Origin of the sequence: Natronomonas moolapensis 8.8.11, assembly GCF_000591055.1 — an archaeon.
GTDB lineage: Archaea > Halobacteriota > Halobacteria > Halobacteriales > Haloarculaceae > Natronomonas > Natronomonas moolapensis.
Genome location: NC_020388.1, coordinates 2,497,853 through 2,510,440 on the forward strand (window position 1 = coordinate 2,497,853; position 12,588 = coordinate 2,510,440).

The 12,588-nt window shown below is 65.5% G+C and carries 11 protein-coding genes and 1 pseudogene; 6 read left to right on the forward strand and 6 right to left on the reverse strand.

The window, feature by feature from the left end; translation table 11 throughout:
- Positions 1-20: 20 nt before the first annotated feature.
- The gene (locus NMLP_RS12045) at positions 21-221 is read left to right on the forward strand and encodes a hypothetical protein (RefSeq protein WP_015410396.1); all 201 of its coding nucleotides are present in this window, start codon (positions 21-23) and stop codon (positions 219-221) included.
- An 18-nt stretch (positions 222-239) separates the two neighbouring features.
- On the opposite strand, the gene aglG is transcribed toward NMLP_RS12045, so the two are convergent.
- Positions 240-1,208 (reverse strand): glucosyl-dolichyl phosphate glucuronosyltransferase, encoded by a 969-nt coding sequence (gene aglG / locus NMLP_RS12050; RefSeq protein WP_015410397.1) that lies wholly within the window; start codon positions 1,206-1,208, stop codon positions 240-242.
- A 227-nt stretch (positions 1,209-1,435) separates the two neighbouring features.
- Here aglG and NMLP_RS12055 point away from each other — a divergent pair, with 227 nt between their 5' ends.
- Both NMLP_RS12055 and NMLP_RS12060 read left to right on the forward strand, forming a co-directional pair.
- A complete protein-coding gene (locus tag NMLP_RS12055) occupies positions 1,436-1,738 on the forward strand; it encodes an AbrB/MazE/SpoVT family DNA-binding domain-containing protein (protein WP_015410398.1) in 303 nt (100 codons plus the stop codon).
- Positions 1,738-2,157 (forward strand): type II toxin-antitoxin system VapC family toxin, encoded by a 420-nt coding sequence (locus NMLP_RS12060; RefSeq protein ID WP_015410399.1) that lies wholly within the window; start codon positions 1,738-1,740, stop codon positions 2,155-2,157. Before NMLP_RS12055 ends, NMLP_RS12060 begins: the two co-directional genes overlap by 1 nt.
- A 500-nt stretch (positions 2,158-2,657) precedes the next feature.
- Here the strand turns inward: NMLP_RS12060 and NMLP_RS16025 are convergent, their stop codons facing one another.
- The 5 genes and pseudogenes from NMLP_RS16025 to NMLP_RS16225 form a co-directional block, all read right to left on the reverse strand.
- Positions 2,658-2,816, reverse strand: coding sequence for a PGF-CTERM sorting domain-containing protein (locus tag NMLP_RS16025; protein ID WP_084260809.1), 159 nt, complete (start codon positions 2,814-2,816; stop codon positions 2,658-2,660).
- Positions 2,813-3,106 (reverse strand): type II toxin-antitoxin system RelE family toxin, encoded by a 294-nt coding sequence (locus NMLP_RS12065; protein WP_015410400.1) that lies wholly within the window; start codon positions 3,104-3,106, stop codon positions 2,813-2,815. Before NMLP_RS12065 ends, NMLP_RS16025 begins: the two co-directional genes overlap by 4 nt.
- Complete coding sequence (locus NMLP_RS12070; protein WP_015410401.1) at positions 3,099-3,293, reverse strand: hypothetical protein; 195 nt, start codon at positions 3,291-3,293, stop codon at positions 3,099-3,101. Before NMLP_RS12070 ends, NMLP_RS12065 begins: the two co-directional genes overlap by 8 nt.
- A gap of 440 nt (positions 3,294-3,733) precedes the next feature.
- Positions 3,734-6,994, reverse strand: coding sequence for a BGTF surface domain-containing protein (locus NMLP_RS12080; protein ID WP_049926540.1), 3,261 nt, complete (start codon positions 6,992-6,994; stop codon positions 3,734-3,736).
- 432 nt (positions 6,995-7,426) lie between these two features.
- Positions 7,427-7,552, reverse strand: a pseudogene (locus tag NMLP_RS16225) (surface glycoprotein); the annotation flags it as partial.
- A gap of 474 nt (positions 7,553-8,026) precedes the next feature.
- Between NMLP_RS16225 and NMLP_RS12085 the strand changes: the two are divergent.
- From NMLP_RS12085 to NMLP_RS12095, 3 genes are read left to right on the forward strand one after another with little or no spacing between them, the layout of a single operon-like run.
- Positions 8,027-9,232: a hypothetical protein gene (locus NMLP_RS12085; RefSeq protein WP_015410404.1), complete on the forward strand. Its 1,206-nt coding sequence runs from the start codon at positions 8,027-8,029 to the stop codon at positions 9,230-9,232.
- 39 nt (positions 9,233-9,271) lie between these two features.
- The gene (locus NMLP_RS12090) at positions 9,272-10,411 is read left to right on the forward strand and encodes an extracellular solute-binding protein (protein ID WP_015410405.1); all 1,140 of its coding nucleotides are present in this window, start codon (positions 9,272-9,274) and stop codon (positions 10,409-10,411) included.
- Between the two features lie 43 nt (positions 10,412-10,454).
- The gene (locus NMLP_RS12095) at positions 10,455-12,566 is read left to right on the forward strand and encodes a DUF7846 domain-containing protein (protein WP_049926793.1); all 2,112 of its coding nucleotides are present in this window, start codon (positions 10,455-10,457) and stop codon (positions 12,564-12,566) included.
- Positions 12,567-12,588: the final 22 nt, after the last annotated feature.

Genomic DNA, 12,588 nt, shown 5'->3' on the forward strand with positions numbered 1-12,588 from the left:
CGGGGCGCGGAGACGATAACATGAATATCGGCTTCGACCTCGGCGCGAACGTCCCCTCGGGCGTGGTGGCGCTGCACGCCCTCGTGGGCCTGTTCTTTCTGTACGTCGCGAGCGTGAACGCCGCGGGCGGCGAACTGATCGGGGCCGGGCTCAACGCCGTGATCGGGCTGGCGCTCGTGGCCGTCGGAGTGGTGGCGGGGCGCATCACGGCGCGGCGATGAGTCGGGCCGCCCGTCGCCTCACTCGGGCGCCTCGCGGAGCAGCTCCCGCCGGGGCTTCGTCAGCCCGTAGAGATAGCCCAGGCCGACGGCGGCGGTGAAGGCGAGAATCGCGGCGATCTGTTTCGCCTGCGCGAGCGACGGGCCCAGAAGCGCCTTCTTCGCCCGTTCGGGGAGGTATTTGACGAAGAGGTCCCGGAGGTACGCCCCCTCGTTGCCCTGGCTTCGGGGGTACAGAATCGCCAGCACGCGCTTGGAGAAGCCCTGCCAGAACGACCGGAACAGCAGCCACCGGACGTCGCCGCGGTACGCAAACAGCTTGTGGTGGACGACCGCATCGTCGGTGTAGACGACGCCGTGGCCGTAGCGCTCCTGGAGCCGGATGCCGACCGGGGCCTCGTGCGCCTGGACGTGCCTGTCCCCCTTCCGGCCGGTGTTGGGATCGTAGCCGCCGACGGAGAGAAACGCCGAGCGTCTGTAGGAGACGTTCGAGCCGTACGTGTTGCGCACTTCCTCGCCCTCGGTGGCGAAGCCCCGCTCCGTGCAGCCGACGAGCCAGTAGAACTCCTCGGGGAAGAACTCGGGTTTGGCCGTCTGCCAGTCGGGGGCGACGTAGCCGCCGACGGCGAGCGTGTCGGTCGTCTCGTAGACGTCGACCAGCCGCTCGATCCAGTCCGGGTCGGCGACGGCGTCGTCGTCGATGAACGCGACGACCTCCCCCGAAGCCAGCTCGGCGCCTTTGGTCCGGCTGTAGGAGATGCCGCGGTTCGCGTCGTTGCAGTGGACGACGATGTCACCCGCAAAGCCCGCCGCGGCGTCGCTGTCGGGACCGAAGCGCTCGCGGACGCGCTCGTACACCGCGTCGTCGCCGTCGACGACGAGGACGACCTCGAGGGCGTCGTGGGTCTGTGCGAGGACGCTCTCGACCGCCTCGACGAAGGGTTCGAGGCGATCCATCGCGTAAGTGCAGACGACGACGGAGACGTCCATTCATCGTGTGATTCAGCGCCGTCGCGAATAAGGATTCTGAACTGAATCGTACGGATCGGGGAGAGGTGGGTTCGGCCCGCCCGCAGTGGGGAGTCGGCGTCGGTCGTCCCGGCGCGATCGGCGGTCCGGGGGGGCGTGGCTGGCCGACGTTCTTCGACGGAACGACGGGACTGACCGTTTGCCGGCGCGAGAAAGCGTTATGTATGAACGTATGTTGAGTATGAATAATGAGTGAGACAGAACAGTTGAGTGACTCTGAGAAAGAGATCGTCGCCGTCACCAAGCACGGGCAGGCGACCATTCCGAAGCGGTTCCGCGAGAAGCTCGGGATCGAGGCTCCCGGGAAGGTGCTGTTCCGGGAGACCGAGGACGACGAGATACTCGTCGAGCGGGTTCGCTCCCCGAGCGAGATGCGCGGGTTCGCCGCTCGCAGCGAGGCATCGACCGACACGCCCGCATCCGAGCTACTCCGCGAGAAGCGCGAGCGGGACCGACGAAAGCGCGAGGCACAGTTCCCCTCGGAGACGTGATGGCGGCGCCCGACCGCATCGTCTTCGACGCCGAGCCGCTGATCGCTCATGCGGACGCCGAACCCGGCAGCGACGTCGTCAAGGCGTACCTCGACGCAGTCGCCGTCGGGGACGCGACCGGGTACGCCAGTTGCGTGACCCTCGCCGAGATCCGCTACGTCATCGCCCGGAAGTACGACCGGGCCACCGCCGACGAGTATCTCGACTGGCTCACCGACCTCGGCGTCGAACCCGTGGACGTTAGCGATGCCTGGATGGCGGCCTCGGAGTTCGGTCTCGAGTACAACCCAGCGCTCGGTGATTCGTTCGCGCTGGCGACCGCCGAGTACGTCGAGGCGACGCTTCTAGTCGGCGGCGACGACGACTACGACGGCGTCTCCGAGGTACCGATAGAGCGGTTCCGCGACGGAGCTTCGTAACGAGCTGTTCAGTATTGACCGTGGACGGAAGCGGGTCGGGTCGGAACGCCGAATACGTCCCCTTCGATGTCGTCGTGGGAACGATCTCACCGGGCGCTGCCTCGTCGAAGTCGTCTCGCTCCACCAGTGGTATCCCCACGAATACGCCCGCCACTATTGACAACCACGCAGCGTCTCCACGTCCGAGTTTGGAGACACGTACTCTTCGTATTGGGTTTGCGAGTAGTGCTTCTCGACCCGGTTTGCGGGGGATTCGTCGCTGAAGCTGGAAACGTCCGAGAGACGCTGTCAGTTTGTCCGCAGTACGAACGGGGAATCGGAGCCGCCGATCCATCGGGGGCGCAGAGCGTGTACAGCCGTCGTCCGGCGCTGTCGCTGTCCGTCGGAGCGTCGCGCGAAAAAATGAACCCGCACCGCGAAACCGCACGGCACTGCACCGCACCGCACAGCAGAGGGGGGACTGAATCCCGGCCGATCCGGGAGTCAGTTAGTTACTCGCGTTAGTTGGCGTTCCGTCGGGCTGCCAGCAGTGCAGCGCCGAGGAGTGCCACGAGCGCGATGACCGCACCGAAGCCGGGCTGACCCTCGGGTTCGGACGTCGCGGTCGATTCGGGCTCCGCTGTCGGTTCCGGCGTCGGCTCCGGCGTCGCTGCATTCAAAAGCCGTACCGCTTGTGTGCCTCGTCGATGGGGACGATCTCCAGCACGCGCACCTCCGCTTCGTCCTCCAGGACGGTGTAGATGGCCGTGTAGGTTCGGGAGATGTGCATTCGGTAGCGGTCGCGGCGGCCGTCGATGGGGAGCCGCTCTGTGTCGCCACGGCCGCGTCCCGGATAGGGGTTCTCGGCGAGATAGCCGAGGGTCTCCCTGCAGATTCGCTCGGTCTTCCCGTCGGCGACGTCGAGGAACTCGCGGGCGTCGTCGCCGAGCAGGACATCGTACTCACCCATCCGAGAGGGAGGTCAACTCGTCGCGGGGCGTCTCCTCCAGCGTTCGGAAGCGTTGCTCCAGATCCTGCCGTCGTCGCTGTCGGGCGAGTTCCTGCAGAAGGTCGTCGTACGTCTGGCCGGGCTCTTTCAACTCGTGGAGCTCCTTTCGCGTCTCCTCGGTCACCGGGATTCGTTTGTCCGCCGACATATATACGTGCGTATCGGACTGACAGTATTAACAGTTCCGCACGTGGCAGCCCCCAGCGGGCCGTCGTGGAACGACGCCGGCGACGCCACCACCTTCGTCCGGCACGCGGGAGACAGCGCTCGATGCCGTGGGTCCCGGTTCGGGTATGCCCCTTCAGACGACGGCGTGGCGACGGTCCCCGACGAGGCCCGCCGCGCGGACAGGCGGCGGCCCCGCGATGCGTTGGGGGCGACCTTCGAGTACGAGGCGAGCGCCGTCACCGGTCCGGTCGGGAGCGCGGAGGTGTACGACCGTCCGCCGACGTCGGTACCGTCGCTCTCGGTCGAAGCGTCGCGCGAAAAAATGAAGCCGCACCGCGAAACCGCACGGCACAGCACAGCACCGCACCGCAAAGGGGAGACTGAATCCCGGCCGATCCGGGAGTCAGTTACTTGTCGGCGTTAGTTGGCGTTCCGTCGGGCTGCCAGCAGTGCAGCGCCGAGGAGTGCCACGAGCGCGAGGACCGCACCGAAGCCGGGCTGACCCTCGGGTTCGGGCGTGTCCGTCGGCTCTTCGGTCGGTTCGGCCGTCGGTTCCGGCGTCGGTTCCGGCGTCGGTTCCGGCGTTGCCGTCGGTTCCGGCGTCGGTTCCGGCGTCTCGGCGGCCATCTCGCCGAAGAGACCGTCGTCGGACTGGACAGTCTCGCCCGCAACGCGGAACTCGACCGTCGCTTGGTCGCCAGCCTCGCGGTCACCGAAGTCGAAGGTGGCCTCGAAGCTGCCGTCGTCGGAGATGTTCACATCCTGGCTCTCCAGGAAGCTCTCCGTCTCACCGCGCTGGCTCACACGCACCGTTGCGTCCGAACCAGGCGCGACGTTCGTCGTGCCCGACACGGTCGTCTCGTTACCCGCCGAGATCATAACCGTCTCGTTCTGCATATTGTCGAACTCGGCCGACCGCTCCTCGAAGGTGAAGGAGGCACTGGTCACAGCGCCTTCTCCAGCTGCGAAGTACGGATAGGCGTCGTCTTGATCGTCGACGTCGCCGGAGTCGCCACCGGCCTCGCCGTGCGGACCAAGATCATCGACACTACCGATACCGGGGTCGGTGATGCTGCCAGGCGCGGTATCCTGTGCCGTGCCGGTGTTAATACCGGATGTGGCACCTTCGTTGAAGAACTCGAACCGATCATCGCTGTCGGTCTCGTATTCGAGTGCGACATCGAAGTCCGTGTCTGCGTTGAGTTCACGCGTGAACGGTTCGGCGTCGGAGTCAACGACGATGTACAGTTCGCCGTTCTCGTTGTCGACGAGAATATCAATCTCGTTGCTCGCCGCGTTCGCGAGATCAATCTCGTTCTCGCCTTGGTTGCCGATATCGTCGGAACTCTCGAACGTCAGGGAGATACCTTCACCGTCACGGTCAACGTTGTCGACCGTTCCGCTGCTGGGGTTCAGCGCGAGTGCGTCAAGCGTGCTCGGGCTGAAGCTCTCCTCTTCGTCAGGGATGACCGGATCGAAGTTACCTTCGACCGCGACCATGTGGCCGTAGAGACCGGAGGCTTCGATCTGGATGACGACCTTGTCGTCAAGGGCGACGTCCTCGCTCTGCGTGAGCGGGCTGTCTTCGACGAGTGCGGAGATCGTGTCGTACTCGTCAGCGTTTTCTTCAGGTCCAACCCAGACGTTCGTCTCGCCGAGGCTGGGGTTCTGGAGATCGATCGTTGCGAAGCCATCCTCTTCGTCGAGGCTGGACTCGCCGTCTTCGGCGACGAACTCAGTCGAGCCAGTCGCGGCCAGACTGTAGTCCGTCGGCTGGATCGGTCGGATCAGCTGTGTGGTCGGATGGTCGTTGTTGTTATCCAGCGTGTCGAGTTCTTCGAGGTACTGCGTGAAGGAAATCTGGTTGTTACCACCCAGATCAGCGTCGTCGTAGAACTCAGGCTGGATCTCCCAGTTACTCACTGCATCACCGTAGACATCGAGCCCGTTGTTGTTGGTAGTCGTGTCAGTCGGATCTTCGCTGAGCGTCTGAGCGATCAGGCTCTCGGCGATATCGTCCTCGGAGTTGAGAACGTTCTCGCTGGTGCCCGTGCCGATCAGGCGCGTGTTGATCTGGAAGGTGACTTCGTCGTCGTCGTCATCGTCTTCGATGTAGATGACGTCGACGAAGTCGGATTCTTCGTCACCGAACTGGAGGAGTGCTTCGTCAGTATCCTCCATGTCGGCGGTCACGGTGACGATGTCACCGGCAGATTGCGTGTAGACGCTTTCGCTGAAGTCGATGGTGACATCCTCGTCGGCCACGGTAGCCGTCGAGGAGCTAGTCGCCTCGGTGTCGTGGACATCGAAGCTGAACTCGTATTCAGCTGCGTCTTGACCGATGAACGAGACGTCCGTGTCATCGACATCTTGGTTCTGGTAGAACAGGACCTTCTCGTCGGAGTCGTCCTCATCGTCTTGGTAGAAGAGGACATTGAGAGGGCCGGCAGCCGAGTCGCTGAGGCTGGGGCCAGCGACGTTTTCGATGTCGTAGTTGGCGTCGCCACCACCAGCGAGGTTGACGCTCAGCTGATCGGCACTATCGGCATCAGTAGTGGAACTGTCTGCGAGGGCACCATCCTGGAGCGCTTCGAATGCGCTGTCGTAGGTGTTCCCGTCGCCCGTGCCACCGTGGGTGATGGTCACCGAACCGTTGTTCTGGATATTCGCGTCGCCGTTCTGAACGAGTGCGTTGCTGACGAAGAGGTTGAACAGTTCGTCGTTGTCGAGGTCGCCGTTGGCGGTCACGTTGGTCGTGTAGGTGCCACGGCTGGAGTCGACCTCGAATTCGACGAGGCTGTCCTCGTAGTCATCGCTGATCGCCGGCAGGTCTTCCTCTTCGGGGTCGAAGGTGGTCTCGAGGTCTTGGACGGTAATCTCGAAAGTGCCGCTACGTTCGAGTTGTCCGTCGGTCGGGAGGCCGTTCCCCGCGACGTAGTAGTTGTCAGCGTCGAGGTCGGACGTTTCAGACTCGAGAATGGCTGTCTCATCAGTATCAGAGGACGTCAGACCGGAGACGCCATCAATACCGTTGTTGAAGCTTTGGTCGGAACGGACCGTAGTCGCATCAGGCGTTCCGGATCCGGTTGTAACGGTGATGTCGCCGACATCCTCACCAGCGACATTGCTGTCGAGGTAGCCGTTACTGAGTGCGAACTTCAGCGTACCGACGGAGTACTCGTCGATGAAGTTCTGGACGTTGGTCGTCGGGTCGAACGCAGTCGTGTCGAGTTCCTTTTCGAAGCGGCTGTCATCGACGCTGCCTGCATCGAAGGCCTCGACACCACGGAGTTCGTAGCCGCCGGTGTCCTGGATATCCGGACCGAAGACGTAGACATCCTGACCCTGGTAGGCCAGCGAGCCGTCGGTCGCGTAGGTCAGGTCAGCTGTTGACTGAGCCGCCTGAACTCGGAGAACCGGGTTGACAGTCTGAGAGGTTCGCCCCTCTGTAAGCGTGAGCACGAACGGACTATCGCCGGCGTTAGAGTCGGCGACTGAGAACGTTGTTTCACCAACGGCATCCGTGTTTTTCGTATCTCCATCGGTATCCGTGCCGTCGTCAGCACCATCAGTATTCAGCGTGACCGTGATGCCGCTGATTCCTGCGTCCTGGCTGTCGGTCGCCGTGACGGTGAACGTGGACTCTTCACCTTCACCGACGGTCGACTCGGCCGGGGACACGTCGAGTTGGACCGGCGTAATATCGTAAGCGTCGGAGTTCGTGTTGGAGTCCCGAGTTGTGCCTCCATCGACAGTCTCAACCGTCAAGCTATTTCCAGTACTTGCAGACCCGGCATTCTGGACGCCAGTCGTTCCGTCCCCAACATTAAGGGTGAACGAACTTGCGGTCGAAACAGTTTCCGTAGCAGACAAGCTGACGGATAGACCGTTGGTGATCGTGGTAACTCCGGAGACCGTTCCAGAAAACCCGCTGCCAGTACTTACTTCATTGGCACTGGCTATAGCAGCTAGGTTTTGTGGTGTCGCATCAGGGAATGTGATGTCGACTTGGTCAAAGTCACTGTCTGTGGTAAACGATACGTCATACTGCGTCGTTTCACCTGCAGTAGTAACCTGCAGTGAAGCGTCCGCATTTGTAGTAGCCTGCGCAGCGGCTCCACCAGCAAACGCTACTGTCCCTGCGAAGACCCACAGGAACATGAGCGCTGCCAGGAAGACGGCGCGCAGTTTCTTGTTGTTATAGTTTCGTGTCATGTGTTGTGTCGTACTGCATCGCATCGCACTGCAACCACATCGACCTCCGACCCGTTTCCGTCCTGGATCGTCCCGCGAGGGGACACACCAATCGACCGGTCGACGCACCGCGCCGCACCGACGCACTCACCCGCAGACGTACTGAGTCTCCCAGAGGTCATGGGTAGGGGTACGTCCCATCCATCTAACGAATCGGGTATATGTTTTGTGTTTTTTCGCGACACGACCGCGCCCCGCCGAACGCCGGGGAATCCGCCGAGAGCGACCCCCACGCGGCGATTCCGGGGACCCGAGAGTGTGGGACACACCCCCATACAGCGGCCGGTCGGGCGGCCGAAAGGGTATATAAATGATTCCGTGGGGGGATATAAATAGCGCCGCGTCCGCGGCGGTGCCCCGGCGTGGGCGAGTGGGACCGTCGGGGCGGGCGATTCACCGGGAGGGGCAGGCGAGGACTGATCGGCACGTTTTTTAGGTTGTCCTAAAAAGAGGGGCGTAATGCAATCGCGTCCGAACCGAGCGGAGCGAGACGTCTGCGTCATCGTCCCGACGATACGGGAGTACGACTGCGTTCGAGCGTACGTCGAGAACGCACGCGAGCACGGCTTCGACACCGACCGGCTGTTCTTCGTCCTCGTCACCGAGGACTTCTGCGACACCGAAGCGATGCGGGCGATGCTCGAGGACCTCGACGTGGCGGGAGCCGTCTTCGACGGCACGCGCCGCGAGGAGTGGTACGAGACCCACGGAGTCGAAGAGTACGCCCACGTCGTCCCGGCCGCGAGCCACGCCGAGACGAGCTTCGGACTGCTGTACATGTGGGTCGAGACGGCTTTCGAGTACGGCGTCTTCATCGACGACGACACGCTTCCCCACGACGACACGGACTACTTCGGCCGCCACATGGCGAATCTCGCCTTCGGCGGCGAGGTCGAGCGCGTCCGATCCGACGAACAGTGGGTGAACGTCCTCTACCAGAACGCCGACGAGCACGGTCTGTACCCCCGGGGGTATCCCTACTCGGCGATGAACGAGACCGTCGAAACCGACACCGTCGCACTCGACTCCGGGGAGGTCGTCGCTTCCCAGGGGCTGTGGACGAACGTCCCCGACCTCGATGCGGTTCGGATCCTGATGGACGGCGACCTGGAGGGGCAGGCCCAGACGCGGACGACCGCGGCCGACTTCGAACGGGACTTCGTCGCCGCCCGCGGGAACTATCTCACGGTGTGTTCGATGAACCTCGCGTTCCGCCGGGAGGTGATCCCCGCGTTCTATCAGCTCCCGATGGACGACAACGAGTGGGACGTCGGCCGCTTCGACGACATCTGGAGCGGCGTCTTTCTCAAGCGAGCCTGCGACCTCCTCGGCACGCGGCTCTACAACGGCCGGCCGCTCTGTGAGCACAACAAGGCCCCGCGGTCGACGTTCGACGACCTCCACAACGAGGTCGCCGGCCTCGAGCTCAACGAACACCTCTGGGAACTCGTCGACGGCGTCGAACCGGACGTCGACGAGTCCGAGGACGCGGCCGACCGCTACGCGGCGGTCTTCGAGGCGATGGCACAGCGACTCGCCGAGGGCGAGTTCGAGGCGTACCGAAACGGCGAGTTCTTCGTCCACGTCGGCGAGTACATGCTCGAGTGGCTCGACTGTCTCGACGCCCTCGAGACGTCGAGAGCGCCCGCCGCGGCCGGCGACTGAAGCGACGAATATAAGTACTTTTAGGTGGACCTAAAAAACATGACCGAGAAACGATCACACGAACGGACGACAGAGCGGCGGCGGTTTCTCGCGACGGCTGGCGCACTCGGCGTGGCCGGTCTCGCCGGCTGTTCGGACTCGCTCGGCGGCAACGGCTCGGGCAACGGCGACACCACCGACTCGCCCGTCGGCCAGATCGGATCCGGCCGCGAGGGCCGCGACGCCCCCGGCGGGACGCCGATGAGCGAGATGCCGGAGCTGTCGGGCGAACTCACCGTCTACTCCGGGCGCGGCGAGTTCCTCGTCGGCGACCTCATCAGCTTCATCGACGACCGCTACGACGACCTCGAGTTGACCGTCCGCTACGGCAGTTCGACCGACCTCGTCAACCAGATCGTCAACGAGGGCGACGGCTCGCCCGCCGACGTGTTCTACTCGGTGAACGCCGGTTCGCTCGGCGCGCTCGCAGACGAGGGTCGGGCCGGGACTCTCGACGACGGCGTCGCCGGGCTGGTCCGCGAGGAGTTCCGCACGGACGAGTGGATCGGGACGTCCGGACGCGCCCGGACGGTGCCGTACAACACCGACTCCTTCGCCGCCGCCGACATGCCCGATGACGTCATGGCCTACCCCGAGGCGTTCGACGGGGACCTCGGGTGGGCCCCAGCCTACGGCTCCTGTCAGGCGTTCGTCACCGCCATGCGGCTCATCGAGGGCGAGGAGGCGACCCGCGAGTGGCTCGAGGCCGTCCTCGATGCTGGGATCACCGGCTACCCCGACGAGTTCGCCGCCTGCCAGGCGATCGCCGACGGCGAGATCGACGCCGCGTTCGCGAACCACTACTACATCCAGCGCGTCCTCGACGGCAATCCGGAGGCCTCGCTCGCGACCGCTTTCACCTCCGGCGACGCCGGTGCCGCGTTCAACGTCGCGGGCGCGGCCGTCGTCGACACGACCGACGACGAGAGCCTCGCCAACGGCTTCGTTCGGCACCTGCTGTCCTCGGAAGCCCAGGAGTACTTCGCCACGTCGACGTTCGAGTACCCGCTCGTCCCCGGCGTCGAGCCAGTCGGCGACCTCCCCACGATCGACGAACTCGACGTCCCCGATATCGACCTCTCGCAGCTCTCGGAACTCGAACAGACAGTCGATCTCATGCGCGACGTCGGCGCACTCTGATCGGGACAGCGTGACGCCCCCCCGAGACCGGCTCCGGCGACGGATATCGAGGGCCGTCCGCGAGGCGACCCGTCGCGTCGGTGTCCCACGACTCGTGGCCGCCGTGGTCGTCGTCGCCGCCGCAGTCGCCGTCTTCGTCGTCTCGAGTACGGTCTTCGCGTACCACTCGAGCAACCACGACGAGGGCGTCTACCTGCTGCAGGCGGCGCTGCTGCTCGAGGGGCAACTCGAACTCCGGGCGGGGGAGTTGGCCGGCGCGTTCCGGCCGTGGTTCTTCGCCGAGGACGGCGGCCGGCTCTACCCCAAGTACACCCCGGTCCCGGCGGCGCTGTTCGCGGTTTCGATGGCGCTGTTCGGCGAGCCGCGGGTGACCCTCGCCGCCGTCGCCGCGGCGAACGCCGGTCTCACGTACCTGCTGGCGGCGACGGTGTTCGACCGCCGGGTCGGTGCCGTGGCCGCGGCGCTCTTTTCGGCCTCGCCGCTGGCGCTCGTGACGACGTCGGCGTTTCTCCCCTACGCGCCGACGACGGCGCTGAACCTGCTGTTCGCCGTCGCGTACCTGCGGGGCGTCCGCGACGGCTCGGCCGCGGCCGCGGGGGTCGCCGGCCTCGCGATCGGAACCGCCTTTTTTGCCCGCCCCTACACCGCGGTGCTGTTCGCGGCCCCGTTCGTCGCCCACGCGCTCTACTCGGTCGCCCGGTCGGTGTCGGCCGACGGGATCGCGCTCGCGGGACCGGTCCGGAGACAGGGCCTCACGGCGCTCGTCGGCCTCGGGTTCGTCGGCGTGACGCTCGCGTACAACGTCCGGATGACCGGGTCGGCGGTCCTGTTCCCCTACGAGGCGTTCGCCCCCGCGGACGGTCCCGGGTTCGGTCCCCGGGAGATACTCGGCCACTCGGTCGTCTACACCCCCGAGTTGGCGCTGACGGCCACCGGCTACGCCCTCCGCTATCTCGCGACGCGGTGGTTCGTCGCGGGACCGATCGGGACGACGGCCGCGCTCGCCGGCCTCGCGCTGGTCGCCCGCCGCTGGATCGACGGACGGGACGACGGCGACGCCTTCGAGCGCCGTGCGGGGCTGGCCCTCGCCGGCCTTCTCGTCAGCGTCACCGCCGGCAACGTCGCCTTCTGGGGCAACTACAACGTCCTCGCGACGATGTCGGACCCCACCGACGGCCTCGTCTCGCAGTTCGGCCCGTTCTATCACTTCGACCTGCTCGTCCCCCTCTCGGTGTTCGCCGCCGTCGCCGTCGTCGCCGGGTGGGATCGGGGGGTTCCGGCCGTCCGATCGTCGATCGAGCGCCGCGGCTCACGGCGGGTGGCCCGTGCTGCGGTTGCGCTCCTCGTCCTCTCGGCGCTCGTCGGCGCCTCGGTCGCCGCGGCCGCGGCCATTTCGGCCCCGCTGGACCGGAACGCGGCCCATACCGACAAGTACGCGACCGCCTACGAACCGGTCGAGGCGGCCGACCTCGAGGACGCAGTGGTCTTCGTCCCGACGCCGTACGGCGACTGGCAGAACCACCCCTTCCAGTACCTCCGCAACGACGGCGGCCTGGACGGCTCCGTCGTGTACGCGCTCGATCGCGACCCCGGCGGCGACTTCGCCGTCCTCGATGCCTATCCCGACCGGACGCACTATCGCTTTGCCTACCGGGGCGAGTGGACGCCGAATCCGGACCGACACGTCACGCCGACACTCGAGACGCTCGAGCTCCGGCGCGGCACGGCGCTGGCGGGCGAGACAGTCGTCGGCGTCCCGCCGCGGGTCGCGCGCGCGACCGTTCGCCTCGAGAGCGAGACGGGGGCGAGTTCGGAGTACGCGGTGTCCGACCCCGGCGGGTCGATCGCCGTACCCTGGTCGATCGACCGCGATGCGGCGCGCCTGACCGCGGCCGACGACGCCGTCCGGGTCGGCGGCACCGACACCGTCGTCCTGACCGTGACGCTCGTCCAGCCCGACGGCGGGACGCTCACCTACCGCCAGGAGACGACCGTCCGGACCGACCTCGAGGGTGTCGAGGCGGTGTGGCCGCCGGAGCGCTCCGTCTGCCCGCTCGTCACCGCCTGCGGCAACGAGGGGACGTACCTCCCCGACAGACCGGACGCCCACCGCGATGGCGTCTCCTTCGAGACGCGTCTGGGACCGCAGGCGTGAGCGAGACGTAACGGTTATATAA

Bases quoted from the DNA above. Each gene is read 5' to 3' on its own strand.
- NMLP_RS12045 (WP_015410396.1), top strand. From the start codon at position 21: ATGAATATCGGCTTCGACCTCGGCGCGAACGTCCCCTCGGGCGTGGTG.
- aglG (WP_015410397.1), bottom strand. From the start codon at position 1,208: ATGGACGTCTCCGTCGTCGTCTGCACTTACGCGATGGATCGCCTCGAA.
- NMLP_RS12055 (WP_015410398.1), top strand. From the start codon at position 1,436: ATGAGTGAGACAGAACAGTTGAGTGACTCTGAGAAAGAGATCGTCGCC.
- NMLP_RS12060 (WP_015410399.1), top strand. From the start codon at position 1,738: ATGGCGGCGCCCGACCGCATCGTCTTCGACGCCGAGCCGCTGATCGCT.
- NMLP_RS12065 (WP_015410400.1), bottom strand. From the start codon at position 3,106: ATGGGTGAGTACGATGTCCTGCTCGGCGACGACGCCCGCGAGTTCCTC.
- NMLP_RS12070 (WP_015410401.1), bottom strand. From the start codon at position 3,293: ATGTCGGCGGACAAACGAATCCCGGTGACCGAGGAGACGCGAAAGGAG.
- NMLP_RS12085 (WP_015410404.1), top strand. From the start codon at position 8,027: ATGCAATCGCGTCCGAACCGAGCGGAGCGAGACGTCTGCGTCATCGTC.
- NMLP_RS12090 (WP_015410405.1), top strand. From the start codon at position 9,272: ATGACCGAGAAACGATCACACGAACGGACGACAGAGCGGCGGCGGTTT.